Annotated in this window: 19 protein-coding genes; 8 read left to right on the top strand and 11 right to left on the bottom strand. The window is 73.8% G+C overall.

Annotated elements, in window-relative coordinates:
* Positions 1-41 precede the first annotated feature (41 nt).
* From dhaL to ACFYTE_RS35285, 3 genes are read right to left on the bottom strand one after another with little or no spacing between them, the layout of a single operon-like run.
* Positions 42-716 (bottom strand): dihydroxyacetone kinase subunit DhaL, encoded by a 675-nt coding sequence (gene dhaL / locus ACFYTE_RS35295; protein WP_388719442.1) that lies wholly within the window; start codon positions 714-716, stop codon positions 42-44.
* Positions 713-1,720, bottom strand: coding sequence for a dihydroxyacetone kinase subunit DhaK (locus ACFYTE_RS35290; RefSeq protein WP_388719440.1), 1,008 nt, complete (start codon positions 1,718-1,720; stop codon positions 713-715). The genes dhaL and ACFYTE_RS35290 overlap by 4 nt, the downstream gene beginning before the upstream one ends.
* Positions 1,717-3,063, bottom strand: a complete 1,347-nt coding sequence (locus ACFYTE_RS35285; RefSeq protein ID WP_388719438.1) for an MFS transporter — start codon at positions 3,061-3,063, stop codon at positions 1,717-1,719. The genes ACFYTE_RS35290 and ACFYTE_RS35285 overlap by 4 nt, the downstream gene beginning before the upstream one ends.
* Before the next feature lie 177 nt (positions 3,064-3,240).
* On the opposite strand from ACFYTE_RS35285, the gene ACFYTE_RS35280 reads away from it, so the two are divergent.
* From ACFYTE_RS35280 to ACFYTE_RS35265, 4 genes are all read left to right on the top strand, one after another.
* Positions 3,241-4,128 (top strand): dihydrodipicolinate synthase family protein, encoded by an 888-nt coding sequence (locus tag ACFYTE_RS35280; RefSeq protein ID WP_388719436.1) that lies wholly within the window; start codon positions 3,241-3,243, stop codon positions 4,126-4,128.
* A gap of 71 nt (positions 4,129-4,199) precedes the next feature.
* Positions 4,200-4,898 carry a GntR family transcriptional regulator gene (locus ACFYTE_RS35275; protein ID WP_388719434.1) on the top strand — a complete coding sequence of 233 codons (699 nt, stop codon included), beginning with the start codon at positions 4,200-4,202 and terminating at the stop codon, positions 4,896-4,898.
* A gap of 18 nt (positions 4,899-4,916) precedes the next feature.
* Complete coding sequence (locus tag ACFYTE_RS35270; RefSeq protein ID WP_388719432.1) at positions 4,917-6,350, top strand: aldehyde dehydrogenase (NADP(+)); 1,434 nt, start codon at positions 4,917-4,919, stop codon at positions 6,348-6,350.
* A 231-nt stretch (positions 6,351-6,581) separates the two neighbouring features.
* Complete coding sequence (locus tag ACFYTE_RS35265; RefSeq protein WP_388719430.1) at positions 6,582-7,559, top strand: LysR family transcriptional regulator; 978 nt, start codon at positions 6,582-6,584, stop codon at positions 7,557-7,559.
* Positions 7,560-7,569: 10 nt separating this feature from the next.
* Here ACFYTE_RS35265 and ACFYTE_RS35260 read toward each other — a convergent pair whose 3' ends face one another.
* Positions 7,570-8,370 (bottom strand): aminoglycoside adenylyltransferase domain-containing protein, encoded by an 801-nt coding sequence (locus ACFYTE_RS35260; RefSeq protein WP_388719428.1) that lies wholly within the window; start codon positions 8,368-8,370, stop codon positions 7,570-7,572.
* A gap of 117 nt (positions 8,371-8,487) precedes the next feature.
* Between ACFYTE_RS35260 and ACFYTE_RS35255 the strand changes: the two genes are divergently transcribed.
* Both ACFYTE_RS35255 and ACFYTE_RS35250 read left to right on the top strand, forming a co-directional pair.
* Positions 8,488-9,042 carry a hypothetical protein gene (locus ACFYTE_RS35255; protein WP_388719426.1) on the top strand — a complete coding sequence of 185 codons (555 nt, stop codon included), beginning with the start codon at positions 8,488-8,490 and terminating at the stop codon, positions 9,040-9,042.
* A gap of 27 nt (positions 9,043-9,069) precedes the next feature.
* Positions 9,070-13,359: an HAD-IC family P-type ATPase gene (locus ACFYTE_RS35250; RefSeq protein WP_388719424.1), complete on the top strand. Its 4,290-nt coding sequence runs from the start codon at positions 9,070-9,072 to the stop codon at positions 13,357-13,359.
* Positions 13,360-13,470: 111 nt separating this feature from the next.
* Here the strand turns inward: ACFYTE_RS35250 and ACFYTE_RS35245 are convergent, their stop codons facing one another.
* From ACFYTE_RS35245 to ACFYTE_RS35215, 7 genes are all read right to left on the bottom strand, one after another.
* Complete coding sequence (locus tag ACFYTE_RS35245; protein ID WP_388719422.1) at positions 13,471-13,890, bottom strand: SRPBCC family protein; 420 nt, start codon at positions 13,888-13,890, stop codon at positions 13,471-13,473.
* Positions 13,891-13,989: 99 nt separating this feature from the next.
* Positions 13,990-15,207: an MFS transporter gene (locus tag ACFYTE_RS35240; protein WP_388719420.1), complete on the bottom strand. Its 1,218-nt coding sequence runs from the start codon at positions 15,205-15,207 to the stop codon at positions 13,990-13,992.
* Complete coding sequence (locus ACFYTE_RS35235; protein ID WP_388719418.1) at positions 15,204-15,734, bottom strand: GNAT family N-acetyltransferase; 531 nt, start codon at positions 15,732-15,734, stop codon at positions 15,204-15,206. Before ACFYTE_RS35235 ends, ACFYTE_RS35240 begins: the two co-directional genes overlap by 4 nt.
* On the bottom strand, positions 15,734-16,999 hold the full coding sequence (locus ACFYTE_RS35230; protein ID WP_388719416.1) for an alanine racemase: 1,266 nt from the start codon (positions 16,997-16,999) through the stop codon (positions 15,734-15,736). The genes ACFYTE_RS35235 and ACFYTE_RS35230 overlap by 1 nt, the downstream gene beginning before the upstream one ends.
* Positions 16,996-18,327: a DUF6271 family protein gene (locus ACFYTE_RS35225; RefSeq protein WP_388719472.1), complete on the bottom strand. Its 1,332-nt coding sequence runs from the start codon at positions 18,325-18,327 to the stop codon at positions 16,996-16,998. Before ACFYTE_RS35225 ends, ACFYTE_RS35230 begins: the two co-directional genes overlap by 4 nt.
* Entirely contained in the window at positions 18,324-19,355 is a 1,032-nt protein-coding gene (locus ACFYTE_RS35220) for a phytanoyl-CoA dioxygenase family protein (RefSeq protein WP_388719414.1), read from the bottom strand. The genes ACFYTE_RS35225 and ACFYTE_RS35220 overlap by 4 nt, the downstream gene beginning before the upstream one ends.
* Positions 19,356-19,631: 276 nt before the next feature.
* A complete protein-coding gene (locus ACFYTE_RS35215) occupies positions 19,632-21,122 on the bottom strand; it encodes a glycoside hydrolase family 3 protein (protein WP_388719412.1) in 1,491 nt (496 codons plus the stop codon).
* Positions 21,123-21,559: 437 nt separating this feature from the next.
* Between ACFYTE_RS35215 and ACFYTE_RS35210 the strand changes: the two genes are divergently transcribed.
* Both ACFYTE_RS35210 and ACFYTE_RS35205 read left to right on the top strand, forming a co-directional pair.
* The gene (locus tag ACFYTE_RS35210; RefSeq protein ID WP_388719410.1) at positions 21,560-22,324 is read left to right on the top strand and encodes a GntR family transcriptional regulator; all 765 of its coding nucleotides are present in this window, start codon (positions 21,560-21,562) and stop codon (positions 22,322-22,324) included.
* A gap of 281 nt (positions 22,325-22,605) precedes the next feature.
* On the top strand, positions 22,606-23,970 hold the full coding sequence (locus ACFYTE_RS35205; protein WP_388719408.1) for an AAA family ATPase: 1,365 nt from the start codon (positions 22,606-22,608) through the stop codon (positions 23,968-23,970).
* The last annotated feature ends 173 nt before the right edge of the window (positions 23,971-24,143 follow it).

Here is a 24,143-nt window from a genome sequence, read left to right as displayed (position 1 = left end):
GCCGCCCCGCGCATCAGGCGGGGCGGCCCCGGCATCCGAGGTCAGCCCTGATGCGCGGGGGCCTTCCGGCCGGGCGCCGGCTCCTGGCCCGGCTCGTGCGTGCTCCCGAGGAAGTCCGTCAGTTCGCCCGGCGACCGGTCCTGTGCCCGGGCCAGGGACCAGAACAGCAGGGCGACCCCCATGGCTCCGGGGTCGGCCGAGCCGACGGCGCGTTCACCGACGTAGGAGGCGCGTCCGCGCCGGGCCCGCAGCGAGGCCGTGGCCCGGGCGCCCGCGAGGGCGGCGAGGGCGACGTCCCGCAGGTCCTCCCCCGCCTCCAGGGCGTCGCGGGCCGGGACCAGGGCGTCCACCATGGTGCGGTCCCCGGGCTCCGCCTCCCCGACCCGCTGGATCGCGGCGAGTCCCTCGCGTACCCCGCGGGCCCAGGCCGCGCGGTCGTCCCCGGCAGCGAGGGCGCCCGCGATCTCCTGGAACAGCAGCCCGAGCAGGGGGCCGCTGGTGCCGCCGACCTCGTTCAGGAAGACCTCCGCGGCCACCGCGAACGCCGGTTCGGCGGGCCGGGCCGCAAGGGCCGAGACGACCCGGTCGAGTCCTTCGCGGAGATTGTCGCCGAAGTCGCCGTCGCCGGAGAGCTGGTCGAGGGCGGTGAGGGTGTCGTGCGCGGTGTGGGCGGCCTGCGCGTAGGTACGCAGGACGAGATGCCGGTCGATGGTCAACGGATCGTCTCCAGTGCGGGGAAGGCGGGGGTGCGGGCCGGTGCGTGCCAGAAGGCGGTCCAGTCCTCGCGCAGGGCGGTCACGGTGAGGGAGAAGCCGCTCATGTCCAGGGCCGGGACGAAGGTCCCGACGAGCCGGCCGGCCACGCTCAGGCCGCGTTTGTCCAGCAGCTCGGACACCCGTGCGTGGACGGCGTGCAACTCCAGCAGCGTGGTCGCGCCGAGGCCGTTGACCAGCAGGAGGACCCGGCCGGTGGCCGTCGGCAGCGTGTCGAGGACCTGCTGGGTCATGCGGTCGACGAGTTCTTCGAAGCCGGGGTGTTCCAGGGTGGTGGCGGCGCGCTCGCCGTGGATGCCGACGCCGTATTCGAGCGTGCCGTCGGGCAGTGCGAACGCCTCGCCGCCGCGGGACGGGGAGGTCTGGGCGCGTGCGGCGACCGCGAGGCTGCGCGAGGCCGCGGCGAACTCGGCGCCGAGACCGGCGAGTTCGTCAAGGCCAAGGCCCTGGTCGGCGGCGCCGCCGAGGAGCTTTTCCACGATGACGGTGGCGCCGGTGCCGCGGCGGCCGGTGGCGGTCTCGGCGCTGTCGGTGGCGAGGTCGTCGTCGACGAGGACGCGGCACACGGGGATGCCGTCGGCGCGCAGGCGTTCGGCGGCGATGCCGAAGTTGATGCGGTCGCCGGTGTAGTTCTTCACGACGTGCAGCACGCCGTCCGGGCCGGCGACGGCCCGGGAGGCCTCGTACACCTGCCGGTTGTGCGGCGAGGCGAAGATCCGGCCGGGGGCGGCGGCGTCCAGCATGCCGCGGCCGACGAATCCGGTGTGCAGGGGCTCGTGGCCGGAGCCGCCGCCGGAGACGATGCCCACGCGCCGGCCGGGGTGACGGTCGCGGGTGGTGACGTACAGCGGGTCCTCGGTGAGGTGCAGCAGGTCGGGGTGGGCCAGGGTCAGGCCGCGCAGGGCCTGCTCGACGGGGTGCTGCTCGGGCAGGAACAGGCTGTTCACGAGACCTGGGTCCTTTCGGGGAGGTGCGGGGCCGGTGCGCCGGTCGTGGGGGCGGGCGCCTCGCCGGCCCCCAGCCGGGTGGTGGCCAGGGCGGAGACGACGGCGACGCCCACGCAGTAGGCGATCAGCCAGGCCCAGTGTCCGCCGGCCGCGGAGAGCAGGGCGGTGCCGATGAGCGGGGAGAGACCGCCGCCGAGGGTGGCGCCGATCTGCTGGGTGACCGACAGCCCCGTGTAGCGGACGTTGACCGGATAGAGGTTGGAGAAGAGGGCACCTTGAGCGCCGTACATGGCGCCGTGCCCGATGCCGAGTCCGAGGGTCATACCCAACACGTAGGCCCAGAACTGGCCGGTCTGCAGCAGCAGGAAGAACGGCACGGCCAGGATCGCCTGGAAGAGGGCACCGGCGATGTACACCTTGCGCCGGCCGATGCGATCGCAGAGGGCGCCGAAGTACGGCAGGGTGCAGCACTCGACGGCGCAGGCGATCAGCACCGCGAGCAGCACGGGACTCTTCGGCAGATCGAGTTCGGTGGTGACGTAGGTGATCGCCACCACGTAGTAGATGTTGAACAGGCCGCTTTCGGCGATCTTGGCGAGCACGGAGAACAGGACCGTCGCGGGCCGCCGGGTGAACACCTGGCGCACGGGCAGGCTCTGCACCTCGCGGTCCTCGCGCATCTTGACGAACTCGGGGCTCTCGGTGATGTTCAGGCGCATCCAGATGCCGACGCCGACCAGCAGGATGCTGGCGAGGAAGGGCAGCCGCCAGGCCCAGGAGTCGTACGAGCCGGACGGCAGCGCGTTGTCGAGGAGGGTGACCAGGCCCACCGGGATGAGCACGCCGGCCGGGGTGCCGATGTGCACCAGTGAGGTGAAGAAGCCCTGGCGGGAGCGCGGGCTGTACTCCAGCGCCATGAGCACTCCGCCGCCGTACTCGCCGCCCATGCCGAGGCCCTGGAGCAGCCGGATCGCGACGAGCAGGATCGGGGCGGCGATGCCGATGCTGTCGTAGGAGGGCAGCAGGCCGATCGCAAAGGTGCCCAGTCCCATCATGAGCATGGTGATGATGAGGACGTTCTTGCGTCCGAGGCGATCGCCGAAGTGACCGAAGAGGATGCCGCCGAGCGGGCGGGCGGCGTAGCCGACGAAGTAGGTCGCGAAGGCGGCGAGGGTGCCCACCAGGGGCGAGGCGTCGGGGAAGAACACCTTGTCGAAGACCAGTGCCGCGGTGGTCGCGTAGAGGGTGAAGTCGTAGTACTCGACGGTGGTGCCGAGGGCGCTGGCGGTGACGACTTTGCGCAGGGACGCGCGGGCGTCGGGCGTGGCGGGCGGTTGGGGCATGCTCGCTCCATTGCGATGGCGGCTCGGACGACACGGTCGGTTCGGTCCCTTCATGCTGCACGGGCGCCGACCGTGTCCGGAAAGCGACGGTTCTCCTGACGAGGGACCGCGTGCTAACATCTGATGCATCAGACATTACATCCGTGCCTAGGGCGCGGCAATACCCGGGAGACCAACGTGAAGGACATCCGGCTCGGCGGCATGATCTCGACCGTCGTCACGCCGTTCGACGCAAACGACGAGGTCGACCTCGACCTGCTGCGCGGCGAGGTGAAGTACCTCCTGGACCAGGGCGTCACCGCGATCTGCGCCTGCGGCAGCACCGGCGAGGGCCAGACGCTGTCCCTGGAGGAGAGCGCGGCGATCTGCGCCACCGTCGTCGACGAGGTCGCCGGTCGTGTTCCGGTCATCGGCGGCGTCATCCAGAACAGCACGGCACAGGCCAAGCGCTACTCGCTCGCGCTGAAGGCGGCCGGGGTCGACGCCCTCCAGGTCACCCCCGTGCACTATGTGTTCGCGCCGTCCCCCGAGGAGACGGTCGCGCACTACCGCGAGATCGGCGAGGCCACCGACCTGCCGATCGTCCTCTACAACGTCGTGCCGTGGGCGCTGGTGCCCGTGGACACCATCGAGTTGCTGCGCGACGTCCCGCAGGTGGTGGCCGTCAAGCAGTCGGGCGGCGACATCCACCTGCTCGCCGATCTCCTGCACCGCTCGCGCGACCGGTTCACCGTGCTCGCCGCCCTGGACGACCTGCACTACCCCGCGTTCGTCATGGGCGCCCACGGTGCCCTCGCCGCGATCCCCACCGTCACCCCCCGGCTGAGCGTCGAGCTGTGGGACGCGGTGCAGGCCGGCGACCACGCCAGGGCACTCGAACTGCACGAGCGCATCCTCACCGTCTGGCGGGCCGTCGACGCGCCCAACCTGCCCGCCACGCTCAAGGCCGCGCTCGAACTGCTGGGCCGCAACCCCGGTCTGCCGCGCCGCCCGTTCCGGCCCGCCACCGAGGCCGAGCGGGAACGCATCAGGACCGCCCTGCAAGCGGCTAACCTGATCGATTAGATGCTGTGTCCACGGCGCCGGACCCCCCGGGAGACCGGCGCCGCAGCGACCGTTGGAGAAGAAGGGCGATCATGGCCACCCCGTCCGTCCACAGCCGCCGCGGCACCACCCCGCTCGTCGTGGAGTCGATCTCCGAGCAGCTCTACTCGATCCTGTGCGAGCGGATCACCACCGGCGTCTACGCCCCGGGCTCCCGGCTCGACCCGCAGGCCGTGGCGACCGAGTTCGGCGTCTCCCGCACCCCGGTGCGCGACACCCTGCAACGCCTGGAGCACGACCGGCTCGTCGAGACCCGGCCGCGCTCCGGCACATTCGTCACCCGGCCCACCCGCAACGACGTGCACGAGGTGTGCCAACTGCGCAAGGGGCTGGAGTGGCTGGCCACCGGCGTGGCCGCCGAGGCCATGCCGCTGGAGCAGATCGCCGACCTGCGCGACGAGGCCGTCGCCGCCATCCGGGCGGCCGAGCGGGGCGACTACGAACCGTTCTTCGCCAGCGACACCCGCCTCCACCGCGAGATCATCGCCAGCACCGGCAACAGCCGGCTGATCGCGGCCCGCGAGTCGGTCGAACCCTTCGTGTACTGGCTGCGCGTCCTCGGTGCCACCGGCCCGCACCGCCTCGCGGGATCGACCCGGCGGCACCTGGAGATCCTGGACGCCATGGCCGCCCGTGACATCGGCGCCGCCCAGGAGGCCGCCGCGATCCACCTGACCGAAGTCGAGGAGTGGACGCTGGCCGACATGGCCTCCCACGACATCGTCACCTGACCCTTTTCGAGGCCCATCGTGAGCACCACCGCACCCCGTGCCACCCCCGCCGACCCCGCCCCGCCCACCACCGAACCGCTCGACACCGTGCTGGCCGGGGCCGCGTCCGCCGCACCAGCGGCCCGCAGGTCCCGCCCCGCCGACCGCGCACGCTGGCTGACCGCCGCGGCCGACGCGCTCGACGCCGCCGCGGGGCGCCTGGTCCCCGTCGCCCGGCGCGAGTCGCATCTGCCCGAGGCCCGGCTGTCGGGAGAGCTGCGCCGCACCACCTTCCAGTGCCGCCTGTTCGCCGAGCGGCTGGCCGCCGGCGCCCTGGACGACGTACGCGTCGACCACGCGGACGCCGACTGGCCGATGGGCGCGCGCCCCGACCTGCGCCGCACCATGGTCGCGCTGGGCCCCGTCCTGGTGTTCGCCGCGAGCAACTTCCCCTTCGCCTTCAGCGTCATGGGCGGGGACACCGTCAGCGCCCTGGCGGCCGGCTGCCCCGTCGTCGTCAAGGCACACCCCGGGCATCCGGAGCTGTCCCGGCTCACCGCGGCCGTCGCCGCCGACGCGCTCCGGTCCGCGGGCGCCCCGGCCCCTCTGCTCCAGCTCATCGAGGGCGAGCGGACCGGCGCGGACGCCGTGCGCGACCGACGCATCAAGGCGGTCGGCTTCACCGGTTCCACGCGCGGCGGCCGGCACCTCTTCGACCTGGCCGCCGCCCGGCCCGACCCGATCCCCTTCTACGGCGAACTCGGCTCCACCAATCCGGTCGTCGTCACCCCGGCGGGCTGGGCCGAACGGCCCGCGGACATCGCCGCCGGGTTCGCCGCGTCCTGCACCCTCGGGTCCGGCCAGTTCTGCACGCAGCCGGGTGTGGTGTTCGTCCCCGACGCCGACGCCTTCGTCGCGGCGCTGCCGTCCCTCGCCGCGGGGCCGATGCTGAACGAGCACATCGGCGCCGGCTACACGGCCGCGCTCGACGGCCTCGCCGCACGCGACGGGGTCACCGTGGCGCTGCGCGCGCCCGGAGCGGACGGGCACCCGGACGTCGTCCTGCTGCGCACCACCACCGACGCCGTCCGCGCCGACCCCTCGCTCATTGCGACGGAAGTGTTCGGGCCCGCCTCGCTCCTCGTCGAGTACGCGGCCCTGGCCGACGTCGAGGCCGCGCTCGCCGACTTCGAGGGCACCCTGACCGGCACGGTCCAGGGCGGCGCCGACCCGGACGACGACGGACGGCGGATGCTGGAACTGCTCGCCGAGCACGCCGGACGCGTCATCTGGAACGAGTGGCCGACCGGGGTCACCGTCAGCGACGCCCAGCAGCACGGCGGCCCCTGGCCGGCCTCGACCGCGCCCACCACGACGTCCGTCGGCACGGCGGCGATCGACCGGTTCCGGCGCCCCGTGGCGTTCCAGAACGTGCCCGCTCCCGCCCTGCCGCCCGAACTCCGCGACCGGTAGGGCCGGTTGCGGCGCGCCGCCCCGGTGACCGCGCACGGGCGTGACCCCCATCGCCCCCAGGGGGATGACACAACTATGAGTTGTGCAACCGCGCGGTAGTCCGCCGGTTCCGTCGAGAGTCGAGGACGGAACCGGCCCATCGGTCCCGTCAGAACGAGCGTGGGCCGGCGGAGCGCACAAACCCTCGGACCGGCACGGCACAACCGGATGTTGTGCGGCTAGGGTGGCCGCGTGGATCTCAACGCTGTGCGCACCTTCGTCGCGGTCGCGGAATCAGGGCAGTTCCAGCGGGCGGCCGTCGACCTGTCCCTCACTCAACAGGCCGTCTCCAAGCGCGTCGCCACGCTGGAGAAGGACCTCGGCGTGCGGCTGTTCACCCGCACGGCGCAGGGGGCCCGGCTGACCATCGACGGGCAGGTCTTCCTGCCGCACGCCCGCGATCTCCTGCAAGCCCGTGACCGGGCCGTCGCCGCCGTGTGTCCCGGCCGGCGCGCGCTGCGCGTCGACGTCATCGGGCGCCGGCTCTCGCTTGCGGGCAATCTGCGCGACTTCCACCGGGCGCACCCCGAGATCGCCCTCGACGTGGTGACCCTCTTCGACGCGGACACCGCCGTCGCGGCCCTGCGGTCCGGCGCCATCGACGCCACCTTCCGCGCCGTCGCGATGCCGGGGCACAAGCTGCCCGACGACATCGAGGCCGCACCCGTCTACGACGAACCGCTCCAGCTGTTCACCGGCCCGGACCACGAGTTCGCGACCGCCGGCGCCGTGACCCCCGCGCAACTGGCGGGGCAGCGCATCTGGATGCCCGGCAACGCCCCGGGAACCGAGTGGACCGCGTACTACGACGAGCTGGCCGCCGAATTCGGCTTCACCATCGACACGGTCGGACCCAACTTCGGCGTCGAGGCCCTGCTCGACACGATCGCCGCGTCCTCGACCCTGGCGACCTTCCTCAGCGAGCGGACACCGCTGGTCTGGCCCGTCGGCCACGACCTGCGGCGCATCCCGCTGCACCGGCCCACGCCGGTCTACCCGCACTCCCTGCTGTGGCACACCCACAACCGGCACCCCGCCCTCGGCGCGCTGCGCGACCACTTCGCCGCGCTGCGCCCCGAGCACACGGGAACCGACGTCTGGACGCCGCGCTGGGCCCGGCGCCGCACCCCGCGGGCCACGGGCGAGCGCGGACGTCCGCAGGCCCGCTGACGCGGGTCCCTCAGATCCCGGCCGCCCGTGCGGTCTCGTCGACGCGTTCGCGCGCCCAGGTCAAAAAGGCCCGCACCGCGGCGCCGGGAAGGGGCTCTGCGGCTGCGCGCGGGCGCTCGAAACTGCGCACCGCGGCCTCGATGAGCGGCCGGAAGTCCGCCTCGGCCGTGGCGATCTCGTGTGCCGCGGCGCGCTTGGCCTGCCAGCGGCCGGTACGGCAGAACACCACCGAGCGACAGCCGTTGAGGACGCGGTTGTCCGCGAGGTGCCCCTCGCCGTCGCTGTGCTCGCGCAGGGAGGCGCGGATCGCGGTGAGCAGCTCGGGGGGCCGCGGCGCGACGATCGCCTCCCGTGCGGGCCGGCCGTACAGCGGGACACCGCACTGGTGGGCGACGGAACGGTCGATGACGTACCAGAAGGTGGGGGAACGGGTGGCGTCGAAGCCGACCCGGTTCGGCAGCAACGCGCCGGTGTTGAGGTCCAGCAGATACCCGGCCTCGCCGGCCGGCCGGGCGGCGAAGTCCGCCGCGTAGACGACCAGTTCGAGGCCGGCCGCGGGGCAGCGCAGTCCGGGGTGGGCCAGGGTCCCGGCCAACTCGCGCAGCGCCGGCCGCGGCAGCGCCGGGTCGACCACGACGGTGACGTCGATGTCGCTGCGCCCGTGCCGGTAGTCGCCGAGCGCGAGGGAGCCGACGCCGACGACGCTCACCAACCGGGGTCCGCACACCGCGCTCGTGCGCCGGACCAGTTCCTCCAGGTAGTCGCGCACCTCGGCGGGGACGGCCGACGACTGTTCGAGCAGGTGGATCACCCGGCCAGTATCCACGGCGGCACCCGGTGAAAACGACCTTCGTGCGCGGTGGGACGGGTGCGTGTTTCGGGGCACTCGGCAGGAGGCAAGCGATACCACCGCAGGCAAGGAGCGGTCATGGCCGAGCAGAAGTCGCCTTCGGACCCCGTCGCGCCCCTGCGCGCCGCGGCCTCGGCGGTGCGCAAAGTGCCCGGCGCCGAGGCGCTGACCAAGGCCGGCGAAGGCATACTGGACAAGGTCGAATCCGTGTCGCCCCGCGGACGGCGGCTGGCCGTCTACGTCGGCGCCGGGGTGCTCGGGGCGGTCGGCGCGGTCGAATGGCCCGTCGCCCTCACCGGTGCGGCCGTCGTCTGGCTCACCCAGGCGCGCCGCAAGGAGGCCGAGGGCAAGGCGACCGGCGCCGGCGCCGGCTCGGCGGCGCCGACGGCGACCACCACCGCTCCGCGGCGCGCGAGCCCCGGCCGCCGGGCAGCGACACCGGCACCGGCACCGGCACCGAAGAAGACCGCGCCGGCACAGAAGAAGTCGACGCCGGCACAGAAGAAGACCGCGTCCGCGGCCCCGCGGGGCACGACCTCCAAGAGCGATACGGGCACGCGAACCACGCGAACAACGAGGAGTGCCACGAGCGCCCGTACGACGACGGCGAAGCGAGGGCGCACCACCCGCTGAGCCGCGACCCTGGGGAAGTGATGCGTCATGGTTCTGGGGTTGCTGACCGCCCCGTCGGCCGCCGTCCGGGCACTGCCCACGGCGCCGTGGCTGCTGGCGCGGGCGGCCGCGCCCGCGGCCGGAATCGCCGCCGGGGCGATCGCCGGCACGGCCCGCGCCGGGGTGCGGGGCATGGACCGCGCGGTCCGGGTGGCCCGGGTCGCACGTACCGCACTGCCCGGGTCCGCGGCACAGTGGCGCGCCGGCGCGCGAGCCCATCTCGCGCTGCGGCCCGCGGACCCGGACCAGTCGGCCGAGCGGACGCGCCGGGCCGCCCGTCGGCTGGCCGAGGAGGTGAGCCGGCACCCGGATGTGCTCTTCGCCTACTGGGACGACGGTCTGGGCCGCCTGGTGGTGACCGGGACCGAGGACGCGGTCGGCGACGACGTCGTCGAGCACGCGCTGCGGCTGGCGGACCGCTGCGGGCTCGCCCCGGCCGACGGCGGTCCCGAGGAGACCACGCATCCGGCCGATCCGGCCGGGGTGCGCGCGGCGGCGGCCCTGCTCGCGGCCGATGCGGTGGGAACGGGCGCGGCGGTCACGGCGTACTTCCTGCGGCTGCCGCCGTCGTCCCGCGTGGTCACCGCCGTCGTGACGCTGCTGCGGGAGAATCCGCGCTTTCGCGCCCTGCTGCGCGCCCGGATCGGCCATTTCGGCATGGACATGACGCTGACCTGCGCGAACGCCCTCGCTCACGGGGCCGGGCAGACACCCGCCTCGCTGCTGCTCGACGGAGCGCTGCGCGCCTGCCAACTCGCGGACACCGTGTCCCGGGCGGCCTTCTTCGACACGCACCACGACAAGCTCAGCGGGCCCGACCGCATCAGCATCGCGGACCGCGGCACCCCGCGCCCCGCCCTGCGCGTCTCCCCGGCCCAGAACTACGCGACCCACGCCTCGCTCGGCAGTGTGCTCGGAGCGGCGGTGACCCTGCTGGTCAAGCATGACGCCGCCGAGGCGGCCGAGGCGGTGCTCTCGGGATCGCCGAAGGCCGCGCGCTACGGGCCGGCCGCCTTCCACGCCCTGCTCGGTGCCGCGCTCGCCCGATCGGGCGTCCTCGCCCGCGAGCCGGAGCGGCTGCGGGAACTGGAGATGGCGGGCACACTCGTGCTGCATCCGAGCGCGCTGCGCACCGAACGGGGAGAGGCCGACCCGTGGGCGGAACCCGTGCTGGACGCGGCACGCCGGGCCGGACTGCACATCGTCCTCGTGGACGACCCCGCGCTTGAGGACTTCACCGGCCTCGCCGACCAGGTCGTGGACGCACGGCGACCGCTGGACGACGTGGTCCACGGGCTCGGCGACGACGCGGGCGCCGTCATCACCGTCGCCCGGATCCGCTCCCGCGACAGCCACGTCGTGCTGGACGGGCTGCTCGCCGGTGACATCGCCTGCGCCCTCACCGACGCGGGCGGCGCCGTCGTCTGGGGTGCGGACGTGCTCGCCCTGCACGGACTGTGCGACGTGTGGCGGGTGTTGACCGCGATACCGGCGGCCCGTCGGGTCGGCGGCCGGGCACAGACCCTGGCCCGCTCCGGCGCCGCGCTGTCCGGACTGCTGGTGGCCGTCGGCGGGGCGAAGGGCGGCCGGGGACGGCGCTCCGCGTTGCCGGGACTGCGGCACGCCCCCGTCGACATCGCGGCGGCCACCGCACTGCTCACCGCCGCCCGCGCGGCGCTCGGCGTCGCCACGGCCCGCCCGCCCATGCCGCTCCCCCGGGTGCACTGGCACGAGATGGAGGCGGACGAGGCCCTGGACCGGCTGGAGCACCGACCGGCCGCGGGGCACCGCCCGTTGGAACAGGCGTCGGCCCAGGCCCACCGAGCGGCACAGGCCGCGTCGCACACCGCGGTCCTCACCCCCGCGTGGTGGACGGTGCGTCTGGCCAAGGCCGTACGCGACGAACTGCACGATCCCCTCACCCCCGTGCTGGCCGTCGGTTCGGCGGCCTCCGCGATCCTCGGTTCGGTCGTGGACGCCCTGCTCGTCCTCGGCGCCCTCGACCTCAACGCGCTCGTCGGCGGCATCGAGCGGCTGCGCGCCGAACGCGCCGTGTCCGGGCTGCTCGCCCAGCAGAAACGGACCGCGCGGCTCGCCCCGAGCGTCCGGGCCGAGCCGCACACCGTGGACGCCGCCGACCTGGAACCGGGAGACGTCATCGAGTTGCAGACCGACGATGTCGTGCCCGCCGACGCCCGGCTGCTGTGGGAGGACGGCCTGGAGGTCGACGAGTCGGCGCTGACCGGGGAATCACTGCCGGTGGAGAAGCAGACCGAGCCGACCCCGCACGCCGCGGTCGCCGACCGGCGCTCCATGGTGTTCGAGGGCACGACCGTGACGGTCGGGCACGCCCGTGCCGTGGTGGTGGACACCGGCGAGCGCACCGAGGCATCCCGTGCGGTGCGGCTCGCCGCCCGCACCCCGCCGGCCGCCGGTGTCCAGGGCAGGCTGCGTGAACTCACCGCCGGGGCCCTGCCGTTGACGTTCGCCGGCGGAGCCGCGATCACCTCTCTCGCGCTGCTGAGGGGCACCTCCGTCCGGGAGGCGGTCAGCGGCGGGGTCGCCGTCGCGGTGGCGGCCGTGCCCGAGGGTCTGCCGCTGGTGGCCACGGTGGCGCAGTTGGCGGCGGCCCGGCGGCTGAGCCGCGGCGGGGTGCTGGTGCGCACGACACGGGCCCTGGAGGCGCTCGGCCGCATGGACACCATCTGCTTCGACAAGACCGGCACCCTCACCGAGAACCGGCTGCGGCTGGCGAAGGCGACCGACCACGACGGCACGGTCCACCCGGTGGACGACCCGGCCGCGGCCGACACGCTGCGCGTCGCCGCGCGGGCCTGCCCCCGCCTCAACGGCGGCTCGGACCGGCCGGTGCACGCCACGGACGAGGCGGTGCTCGACGCCACCGGACCCGACCCGGACTGGGCGCAGTCGGAGGGACGGCAGTTCGAGGCCGCCCGCGGATACGCCGCCGCTGTCGGCCGGGCCGGTCGGGGCCCGCGCCTGCTGGTGGTCAAGGGCGCCCCGGAGACCGTCCTGCCCGCGTGCGCCGGGCTACCCGAGCGGATCTCCGAGGCGGCGCGGACCCTCGCCGGGGACGGGCTGCGCATCCTGGCGGTCGCCCGGCGCCGGCTGGGCGCGGGCGAGGACCCCGAGGACGTGCTCGAACAGGATCTGGGCGACCTGGAGTTCACCGGTCTGCTCGGGCTGGCGGACACCCCGCGCGACACGTCCCAGACGCTCGTGCGGGGCCTGCGCGAAGCCGGCGTACGACCGGTGATGCTCACCGGCGACCACCCGCAGACCGCGCAGTCGATCGCGCTAGCGCTGGGCTGGCCCGAGGACACCGCCGTCATCACCGGGAGCGAGCTGGCGGCAGCCGACCGTTCGGCCAGGGCCCGCATGCTGCGCGACACCACCGTGGTGGCGCGGGTCGCCCCCGAGCAGAAACTCAAGGTCGTCGAGGCGCTGCGGGACGCCGGCCGCGTGGTGGGCATGGTCGGGGACGGCGCGAACGACGCGGCGGCGATCCGCGCGGCCGACGTCGGCGTCGGCATCAACGCCCGCGGTTCGTCGGCCGCGCGCAACGCCGCCGACCTGGTCCTCACCGACGACGACCTGACGGTCCTGATCGACGCGGTGCGGGAGGGCCGCGCACTGTGGCGCAGCGTCGCCGACGCGATCGCCATCCTGATCGGCGGCAACGCGGGGGAGATCGGGTTCGGCCTGGTCGGCACGCTGCTGTCGGGGAGGGCGCCGCTGTCCACCCGCCAGATGCTGCTGGTGAACCTGTTCACGGACCTGTTCCCGGCGATGGCGGTCGCGGTCACGCGCAAGGAGACCGAAGATCCCTCGCAGGCGCGGTCCGTGAACTCCCCCGAAGCGGCGTCGGCCATGCTCGGCGCTCCGCTGCTCACGCAGATCCGCCACCGGGCGCTCACCACGTGCCTGGGCGCCGTCACGGCCTGGCTGATCGGCCGCTGGACGCCCGGCACGGCCCGCCGTTCCAGCACGATGGCCCTGTGCGGCGTCGTCGGCGCGCAGCTCGCCCAGACCCTGCTGGACCGCCGCGACAGCCGCCTGGTCCGGTTCACCTCCCTGGGCTCGGCCGTGGTGCTCGCGGCGCTGGTGCAGACCCCGGGGGTCAGCCGCTTCTTCGGCTGCACCCCGCTCGGACCCGTCGCCTGGCTCGGCGTCGCGGCGTCCATCGCGCTGGCCCTGATGGGACAGCGTGCCCTGCCCCGCCTGGAGAAGACCGTCGAACGCCTGCTGCCCTCGTAGCCCGGCGCCGGGCACCGCCCGCCCGGGTCGGCACCCTGCTGCGCGGCGCGCCGCGCATCGGCCATGGCGTGCGCCCGCAGTCAGACCCCCGAGCGATGCCACGGCCGGTCCTCACCGTCGGTCGGTGGTGGTTTCCAGCAGGTTCTTGAGCCGGCGCAGGTCGGCCAGGACCATGTCGGCGTCCCGCTGGAACTCGGTGTCGGTCGTCCCCGGTCTGCGGCGCAGGGTGAACACCACCTCGCTGCCCGCGCCGTCCGCGATCACCCGGAGCGGGCTGCGGACCGTCTCTCCCGAGGGCAGCGTGACGTCGTGGTCGAGAACACCCAGGTCGTTCGCGGCCACGAACGTCACCACGACCCGGCCCATCGGTGCGGACTCGGCGACCCACCGGCCGTCGATCCGCTCGATGGAGCCGCCAAGGCCGAGCGCCCACGCCGGCAGGTTGGCCGGGTCGCGGGCACAGGCGTAGACGTCCGTCACGGAGCGGTCGATGTGGATGCCGAGGTGACGGGATACGCCGGTGGTGTCCATGGCGGCAACCCTAGGGGGACCGCCCGGCCGCCGCCTTGAACGAATCGGACACCGCCGGGCCCCCGGGGCCGCCGTGTCCGGGTGCGCACCGGCCGGCAGTCACTCGGCGACCGCCGGGACGAGGGAGCCCCAGCGGATCCGCGTCGCGGACAGGCAGACGATCAGCGCGGAGGCCGCCACCGCGGCCATGCCCGGGACCAGGCCGGCCGCGCCCGCGATGAAGCCGATCAGGGCCGGACCCACCAGCAGCCCGGTGGTGCCCATCGCGGCCACCAGCGCCAGGGCGTCGGACCCCTTCGCCGCCGCGGCCACGTACACGCACGGTGTGACGGCCGCCGCGCCGAGACCCACGCAGGCGAAGCCGGCCAGCGTGGGCACCACCCCGCCGGCCAGGAGGGCGAGCGCCAGACCGATGCCGGCCACCGCGCTGCCGACGCGCACCACGCGTCCGTCGCCCCAGCGGGTGCGCCAGCGGTCGGCGAAGACCCGGGCCACCAGCATCATCACCGAGACGACGGCGATGCCCATCGGCGCCACCGTCTCCGACGCCTTGGCGACGTCCTTCATGTAGAGCGCGGACCAGTCGTTCATGGAGCCCTCGGTCACGGTGCCGAACGCCATGGCGCAGCCCATCCACAGCGTCATGCGCGACGGCACGGTCAGCGCCGGACGGCGCTTCTTCGCCCCCTCGGGTGCCTGTGCACCGGTGTCCTTCCCGGCGGTGTCGGCCGGCTGCCGCGCCGCCTCGGTGAGCAGCCCCGGCCGGGCGTAGCCGAGCAACAGCATCAGCAGGACGACGGCCACGGCGAAGTGCGCCGTGACGGCCGAGGTCACCAGGTTCACCCCGGAGGCCAGCAGCGCGGCGCCGAGCAGCCCGGCGCTGAACGTGGCGTGCAGCTGGGACATGGCGGTGCGCCGGAACCTCGTCTCCAGCTCGGCGCCCTGCGCGTTCATGGCGACGTTCAGCGCGCCGACGCCGACGCCGTCACAGCAGATGATCAGGAGGGCGACCGGGTAGTTCGGCGCCACGGACAGGAGCGCCAGCAGCGCCGCGAGGACGAGTGCCGACACAAGGGCGAGACGCCGGGAGCCGATCCGCCGCATGAGGTACGCGACCAGCGGGAAGGAGGCGGCGGCCCCGGCACCGCAGGCCATCAGCAGCAGCCCCAGTTCCGTCTCGGACAGACCGAGTTCGCTCTTGAGCGTGGGCAGTCGGGCGGCCCAGGTGGCGTACTGGAATCCGAGGAAGCAGAACAGCGCGGCGATGGCCCACTTGGCGCGGCGCGACGCGTCGTGGACGCGGACGGTGGTCGTCAACCCGCTTCCTCCTCTTCGAGGGGCCGGCTCACGGGCACCCCTGTCGACATGTAGACGGCGTCTTCGCCGTAGCCGGGCGGTACGTGGACCTCGTGATGGGTCCGGTAGCCGTGGGCCCGCCAGAAACCCTCCATCCCGTCGATCGCGACGAGCGAGATCCGTTCGTATCTGCGGGCGGCGGCGACGGCCGTGAGACGGCGCAGCAGCCGGCGCCCCAGGCCCCTGCCGCGCAACGGCTCGGCGACGACGAGATCGTGCAGATGGAGGTTGCGCGAGTGGTGCGTCAGCCGCTCCGGCCGGGTCAGGTCGGGGTAGCGGAACATCGGGTAGGGCAGGGCGAGCACATAGCCCGCGATCCGGCCGTCCAGGTCGAGGACGAAGCAGGTGCCGGGCGAGGCCCGGCCGCGGGACTCCAGGGCGGCTGGGCCCTCGGTGAGCGAACTGCCCGCGTAGGTGTCGGCTTCCAGGGCGGCGACGTGCGGCCAGTCGGCGTCGGCGATGGCACGGACGCGCGGCGGGTGGCCCATCAGTGCGTCCTCTCCACGGTCGTGACGGGGCCGGTGTGTCCGTCGCGCACGCAGGTGTACGGCAGCGGACGGAATCCGTTGAATCCCCGGGTCGTGTAGCTGGTGGCGTAGGCGCCGGCGGACAGGATCCAGACGGGGTCGCCCGAGGCGGCGGCGGCCGGCACACGCGTGGCGTGGTGTCCGCTCGCGTAGGCGTCGTCGCTGTCGCAGGTCGGTCCGGCGATCACCGCCGGCACCCGGTCCCCGTCCCGGTGGCCGGGGAAGACGAGCCGGTGGCGCAACTGGTCCATCTCGTACAGCCCGTTGAACTTGCCGCAGCTCAGGTACAGCCAGTGTGCTCTGTCACCGTCCCTCCCGTCCCTCCCGTCCCTCCCGTCCTTCCCGTCGTTCCCGTCGTTCCCGGCAGGCTGTTCGCGGCTGGTCAGCCGGTACACATGCGCCCGGACGGCGCCGTGGTCGGCCACCAGATGGCGGCCCGGCTCCATGACGAAGCCGAGGGGGGCGGGGCTGAGGTGCCTCAGCTGCTCCATGCCGTCGCGGATGACGGCGAACATCTTGTCCAGCGGCGGTTCGAGCGGGCGTCCCTGCCGGTCGAGGTAGCCGAGCGCCGGCAGTCCGCCGCCGAGGTTGACGAGGTCGAGCGCGATGCCCCGCCCGTCCAGCGCGGTGATCGCGTCACCGAGCGAGTCGAACGCCTGCCGCCAGGCGTCGGCGGTCATCTGCTGCGAGCCGACGTGCACCGACAGCCCCGCCGGTGTCAGGCCGGCCGCCGCTGCCGCGGACAGCACCCGCACCGCGTCGTTGCGTGTGCAGCCGAACTTGCGGCTCAGGCCCCACAGCGCGCCTTCGCCGCTGGTGGCGAGCCGGCAGAACACCCGGGCGCCCGGGGCATGGGCGGCGATCGCCGCGACGTCCTGCACGCTGTCGGTGGCGAAGGTGCGCACCCCGAGCCGGTGTGCCTCGGCGATGTCCGCGTCGGACTTCACGGTGTTTCCGTAGTGGATCCGGTCGGCGGGCACACCGGTGCGCAGGGCCTGGACGATCTCGGCGGGGCTCGCCGCGTCGAAGCCGGCGCCCCGCCCCGCGAGGCAGGCCAGCACCTCGTCGACGGGGCACGCCTTCAGCGCGAAACGCACGGCGACCTGCGGCAGTTCCCGCAGCAACTGCTCGTAGTGGTGCTCGATCCCGGTGAGGTCGTAGACGATACGGTCCGACGTGGCGCGGGCGAGGGCGGCCGACAGCCGCGGGGACAGGTGCACGCTCACCCGCCCGCGCTCCCCGGCCCCTGGTCCCGGGCCGCGTGCACGAGCCGCGCCCAGGCGCCGGTCAGCAGGGCGAAGTCCTCGATGTCGCGTTCGGCCTCGTCGAGGAGTTGTTGCCGGCGCGTGGCCAGCAGTTCGGCGAACGCCTCGTACCGGCCGCCGAGTTTGCGGTACGCGGTGTCGACGCGGTCCAGCCGCCACACGTTCTCGGAGCGGTCGAGGCCGGTGCTCTCGCGCAGGAACTCGACGACGGTGTCGGCCCGGACGTGCCCACGGTGGTCGAGCAGCGCGTCGCCCGCCGCGGCCATCCGGGCGTAGACGTGGTTGAAGTAGAGCATGGACAGCAGGAACTTCACGAACCGCGTCTGGTAGGCGACGAACCCGGCGTCGGTGCGCCGCTCCGAAGTGTAGAAGTTCTCGATGGTGCGGTTGTGCAGCACGCCGGGCAGCGCGGCGTCGTGGACCAGGTGGATGAGGAAGTAGTCGCTGCCGATGGTGCTGGTCGCCGGGGGCAGCGGTACGCGCTCGTAGACCTCGTGGTCGAAGCTGATGTTGCACATGTCCACCCGCATGGGGTCGACGACGGTGAGCGTCGAGTGGTCTTCGGTGAACCGGGCGGAGCCGGCGCCGGTGAACGACTCCTCGACCAGCTGCCGTTTGTTCTTCTCCGGCCAGTCGACGGGCGCCCACAGGCTCACGACGTCGTGGTAGACGCCCGGGTCGAGGCGGGCGATCTCGCCGATGTCCACGGAGAGTTCGCCGATGAACGAGGAACCCACCATGGACACGGGCCGCTCGGCGTGGGCCGGTTCGAGGAGCATCTCGGTCACGCCGGCGGACGCCTCGGCCGCGGGCCTGCCCAGGGACCGCAGTTCGTGGTGGATGGGGAAGACCGGCGTGCCGTCCAGGGCCTGGTAGGTGCTGTCCGAGTCCCTGCGGTGCACGGAGCGGCAGCCGAGCGCGGCGGCGATCAGGAAGGCACGGTTCGTGCAGGCGCCGTAGGAGACGTCGGCGGGCAGCAGGAGCCGGAGCATCGCGCCGGGTTCGGCGACGCCCGAGCGCTGGAGCACGCCGCGCAGGAAGTCCCGCTGCTCCGCCTCGCCGAGGTGGTGCACGATCACATGGGGGACGGCCGGGAGTTCCGCCACGGCGCGGGCGTGTACGGCCCGGGTGGCGTCGTCGCAGGAGTCGAGGATCAGCAGGCGCACCTCGACGTCGAAGTGGCGGGCCGCGTACGCCGCCTCCTCGCCGATGGCGGCGATGGTGGCGGAGCACGCCCGGTTCGTGGGCAGGGCCAGACAGATCCGGTCGGGGCGTCCGACGTGGTTCACTCGGCGCACGCCCGTCCGCTCCAGGATTCCTGTCCCAGCAGCCTGCGGCCCAGGTCGCTCAGGGTGGCCGGCCCGTACCGCAGCGCCTCGGGCCGGGCCGCGTCGCCGAGCAGCGTCGCGTTCCAGTCCGGGGTGCTCAGCGTCCGCCACGACTCGACGCGGGAGTGCCGCAGTGTCTCGTGTTCTTCCAGCGCCGGCATCATCGACAGGTACTGGACGGCCCGGACACCGTTGTCGGAGGCGTTGGGCGCCACTCCGTGCGCCAGCAGGCCGTTGAAGATCAGCAGGTCGCCGGCCTGGAGATCGGGCCGCACCACCGGGAACTCGGAGCGGTCGATCGCGGGCCTGATCGGGTCGCGGTCCGCGGGCTGGGCGATGCGCCACTGCTCGAACTGGCGGAACAACTCGGGCGCGCACTGGAAGCCGCCCAGCTCGGGCTGGGTGTCGTTGAGGGCGATGATGCCCTGCACCCGCTGTGGCAGCACGCCGAGGGTGGTGTCGACGTCCCAGTGCAGCTCGATGTCGAAGCCCTCGTCGGTGGGTGCGATGAGGGAGCGGGAACGGGGGCCCCGGTTGGGCGGGTTGAGGTTGAGCCGGTCGAGCGTGACCCACAGCTCCGCGCAGTCCCATACGTCGGCGAAGGCATCGTAGACGCGCTGGGTCTGCCGGCTGTCCCAGATGAGCTGGTGGTGGTACGCCTCGACGAATCCGTAGACGTGCAGATCGCGGTCCAGTTCCGAGCGGAACTCACGTTCCTCGTACCAGGTTTCGGGCCGGTCGGGGTCCAGGCCCTGGAACTCCCAGGCGAATGCGAGCAGGCTCTTCGCGGCGCCGGGCGAGATGGCGTCCCGGACGACGACGTAGCCGTACGTCTGCCAGAAGGCGAAGTCCTCCTCGGACAGCACGCGCAGCGGGCGGGACTTGTCGAGGTCGCGCAGCGGTGTCTGTGCGAGGTAGCTCTCGCCGTCCGCACTGAAGTAGGGGCGCTGCGAGGCGGCGCGGTACAGATAGGGGGCATGCGTCGGCATGCAATCACTCCAGGGATCGAGTTCTTCAGCGGCCGAGTGGCTGAATCCCAGATCGCCACGACGATCGAACTGAGGTTCCTTCAACTTGGACTAGACCAGTTGTGGTGTCAACGCGCTCGGCTCGAAGCTGCCCGCCAAGTGCCTGCGAACTGCCGGTGGTTGAGGTCCGCGAGCGGTACAGCCGGTGCGCCGCGGGGCGGGCGCGGACACGCCGAGGGCCCCGCGGCGCGGTCGCGCTGCGGGGCCCTCGGCACAGGGACGTCGGGGTCCCTCGCCTCAGATGGCGACGATGCTCTCCGCCGCGGCCAGGCCGCAGACCCGGGCGGCTCCGTGCGTGGCGATGTGCACGGCACCCCGCGGCGGGGACTGCGGTATGCCCATCTCGACCACGACCGTGTCCGGGCGCGCGGCGAGCAGCACGTCCAGGCCCGAACGCATCCACGGGTGCCGGTGCTCGTCGCGGACCACCGCGACGATGCGGCGGTCGCCCGCCGCCGCCAGGGCGTCGGCGCCCGCGCCCGCGCCGCTGAAGGAGCCGCTCGTGGTGCCCGGCAGCAGCCGCTCCAGTTCGCCGGCGACCCCCCACGGGGTCACGTCGCCGACGGCGATGTTCGGAACGGGGTTGAACGTCGCCACGTACACCGGTGCGTCGACCGGAGACGCCTGCGCCCCGCGCCGCACACGCAGCGCGCGGCGGGCCGCCACGAGTCCGATCTCCTCGTCCGGTGCCGCCTGCTCCCGCGCGGTACGCCGCGTCGTGGCGGTCCAGCGGGCCAGCCGTCGCACCCGGGCCGCGGCGTCGGCGAGCCGTTCCTCGGGGAGTTCGCCGCGGTGGACGGCCGCGACCAGGGCGTCCCGCAGCTTCAGCACCGTGTCCTCGTCGCACAGCCCGCCGCCCACGCAGATGGCGTCCGCGCCCGCCGCGATCGCCATGACCACCCCGTGCTCCAGGCCGTAGACCCCGGCGATGGCCCGCATCTCCATGCCGTCGGTGACGATCAGCCCGTCATAGCCGAGTTCGCCCCGCAGCAGGTCGGTGAGGATGCGGCGGGACAGGGTCCCGGGGCGTTCCGGGTCCAGCGCCGGTACGAGGATGTGCGCGCTCATGACGGCCTGGGTGCCGGCGTCGATGGCGGCGCGGAACGGGACGAGTTCGCGCCCGCGCAGCGTGTCCTCGTCGACGTCGATGCGCGGCACTGCGTGATGGGAGTCCACGTTGGTGTCGCCGTGCCCGGGGAAGTGCTTGGTGCACGCGGCGACGCCGCTGGACTGCATGCCCTGTACGTACGCCGCCGTGTGCCGCGCCACCAGGTCGGTGTCGGCGCCGAAGGCGCGCACGCCGATGACCGGGTTGTCCGGGTTGGCGTTGACGTCGGCGGACGGCGCCCAGTTGAGGTTGACGCCGCAGTCGGCGAGCCGCCGCCCCAGTTCGCGGGCGACGCGCCGGGTCAGGTCGGTGTCGTCGACGGTGCCGAGCGCGTGATTGCCGGGGAACGCGGAACCGGTGTGCACATCGAGGCGGGTGACGTCGCCGCTCTCCTCGTCGATGGCCACCAGCAGATCGTCCCGTTCGGCCCGCAACTGGCCGGTGAGGGCGGCGACCTGCTCCTGGCTGACCACATTGCGGCCGAACAGGGCTACGGAGGCGAGACCTTCACCGACCCGGCGGCGCACCCAGTCCGGTGCGGCGGTGCCGGCGAACCCCGGCTGCAGGACCGCGAGTGCGTCGCGGGTGAGGGTCTCGTTACCGGTGGCAGTAGTGGTCATCGAAGGCGTCATCCCTTCACGGCGCCGTCGGCCAGGCCGCGCGCCGCCGCGTGATGCAGAGGTGGAAAGAGAAGGAGAGGAGGGACGGAAAAGGACACGAGGGGCAACCCGGAACAGCGGCAGGGCACACCGGGCCGGCCGGACCGTGCGGCATCTCCCCCTCCCTCGAAGGCCGCCGCCGGACCGCGCCCGGCGGCTTTCCGCGCACGCCGCCACCGCGCGCCGACGGGACCCGACGCGCTAATGGTGTAGACCTGCACGAGGGAGCTTGGCCTAGACTTTTATGCAGCGTCAAGGTCGCCAGGGGGTCGATCTCGACCCTTTGGCGAAGAACGTCGCACCGGACACGGCCGCGGACCGCATTCCTCATCTGGACTAGACCACAGCACGGTTGAGGGTTATAACGGGGTCCGGCGACCGAGCCGGGAAGGCAGGCCATGACCACCCACGTCAGCAGCACCACGCAGCACCGGGCCGCGCCCGGCCGCGCGCCACGCGTCCCGAAGTACTACGAGGTCAAGCAGCAGGTCCTCGCGATGACGCGGGCGCTGACGCCCGGCTCCCGGATGCCGGCCGAGCGATTACTCGCCGTCCGGCTCGCCACCTCGCGCACCACGGTCCGCCAGGCGTTGCAGGAACTCGTGGGCGAGGGCCGGCTGGACCGCATCCAGGGCAAGGGGACCTTCGTCGCCCGGCCCAAGCTCTACCGCACCCTCCTGCTCACCTCCCACACCGAGGACATGCATGCCCAGGGCCTCGAACCCGCCTCGCGGGTGCTGGACATCAGTCAGGTCGAAGCGGACGAGAAGCTGTCGGCGCTGCTCGGCGTCGCGGCCGGCGACGGCGTGCTGCGCATCGAGCGGCTGCGGCTGGCCAGCGGCGAGCCCATGGCCATCGAGACGACACACCTGTCCGCCCGGCGCTTTCCCGGACTGCACCGGTCCGTGGCCGCCCACCGGTCGCTGTACACGGCGCTCGCCGAGGCGTACGGGGTGCGCCTCGCGGAGGCCGAGGAGGCCATCGAGACCTCGCTCGCCACTCCCCGCGAGGCCGCGCTGCTCGCCACCGAGGTCGGCCTGCCGGTGCTGCTCCTGTCCCGTCATTCCCGCGATGCGCACGGCACACCGGTCGAATGGGTCCGCTCGGTGTACCGCGGTTCCCGCTACAAGTTCACGGTGACGCTGACCCGCCCGGCGGACTGAACCCCCGCCCGGCGACGGCCCGTCACCGCCCACCGCCCCGGCCGCCGCACCGCGCGGCACCCGGCTGCCCCTCGGTTCCCCGGCCCCGCACCCGCGCGGACGCCGCCGACGTCCTCTCCTTTTCACCCACCTCGCTCTGGCGACGGCCGTGCCCGGCCCGGCCCCAGACCCCGACGCATCTCCCCGCGCGGCGAGCGCCACGGCTGTCGGCTCCCCGCGGGCTCACCACCGCCCCGGCGCCCGGACGCCGGGGCAGCACCGAACGACGAAATGGGCGTGAAGTGAGCGATACATCCACGGTGGACGCGCTTGCGGCGGCGCTGGTCCACGCGCGCGAGGCGGCCTGCCTCACCCAGGAGGACCTCGCGGAGAAGTCGGGGCTCAGCGTGCGGGCCATCCGCAACCTCGAAACCGGTCACACCGCACGGCCCCGGAAGCAGTCACTGCTCCTGCTCGCGGGGGCCCTCGGTCTGTCACCCGCCGAGGTGACGCGGCTGCTGCGCGGCTCCCGCACCGAGCACCACACCGGGCCACACCCCGAACGGCCCCCGCAGCCGCTGCCCGCGGAACTGCCCGCGGCGCCCCGCAACCGCCTCGTCGGGCGGGAGCGGATCGTCGCCTCTCTCCGCGCCCACCTCTCGTCGCGGCAGGCCCGCGACCGCGCACGGCCCGCGGTCGTCGTCGGACCGCCGGGCGCGGGCAAGACGTCCCTGGTCCTGCGGGTCGCACACGGCGTGCGCGACCGGTTCCCGGACGGGCAGGTCTTCGTCGATCTGCATCCGGCCTCCGCGGAACCCTTCACGCCGGACATGCTCGTGCGCCGCATTCTCCGCTCGCTCGGCGAGGCGCCCGCCGTGCAGAACCCGGAGGAGGCCAGTGCCCGGCTGCGGGACGCGCTCAGCCGCCGGCACGTCCTCGTGGTCCTCGACAACGTGGACAGCGAGGCGCAGGTACGGCCGCTGCTGGTGGACGACGCGCGCAGCGCCGTCCTGGTCGCCGCGCGAGGTGAACTCTCCGCGCTGCCAGGGCAGTTGACGCACCGGATCGGCGCGCTCGCCCCACGGGACGCGCACCGGATGCTGGCGGACCTCGCGGGCGCCGAGCGCACCCGCGCGGAGCCGTCGGCCGCGCTGAGCATCGTGCGCTCCTGCGGGCGGCTGCCGCTGGCCCTGCACATCGCCGGGCTGTGGCTGTCGGCGCGCCCGCACCGGTCGCTGCGCGACCTGGCCGACCGCCTGGTGGACGAGCGGGACCGCCTGCCGTTCCTGCGGGTCGGGGATCTGTCGTTGCAGGCGAGCGTGGCGGCCTGCCACCGGGTGTTACCGGCCCCGATCGCGGCTTCGCTGCGCCGGCTCGGGGCGGTGCGCGGCGACTTCGGCGTCGACGACGTGGTCGGACGCGCGGCGCCGTCCCGGCAGCTCGCGGTGGACCTGCTCGACGAGTTGCTGAGCCGCCAGATCACGTATGTCAGCGAGTTCGGCAGGAACGGACACAGCCGCTACCGGTTGTACGACGCGGTGCGCCTGTACGTCGCGTACTGCGGCGAGCGCCCGCCCGGCGACGGCGCTCCGGCCGGCCGGGTCTGGCTGCCCCGCCAGTCCGGACGCACCCAGCACCGGGTCCGCCGCCTGCGCTCCGCCACCTGACCCCCGAGGCCACGCCCTCGGACGCCCGGTCCTCCCCCGGCGCGGGCCCCCGGGTATGTGTCGAGGCGGTCCGGCGCGGTTCGCGAAGGGATCCGACCCGGCCCGGCGACCGGCTGCGCGACGCGCTGTCCAGCCGATATCCGGCACCGGCCGGGGCGGGCACGGCCGGTCCG

This window comes from Streptomyces sp. NPDC004629, from assembly GCF_042873595.1.
Lineage (GTDB): Bacteria > Actinomycetota > Actinomycetes > Streptomycetales > Streptomycetaceae > Streptomyces.
This window is presented reverse-complemented; position numbering and strand designations above follow the sequence as displayed.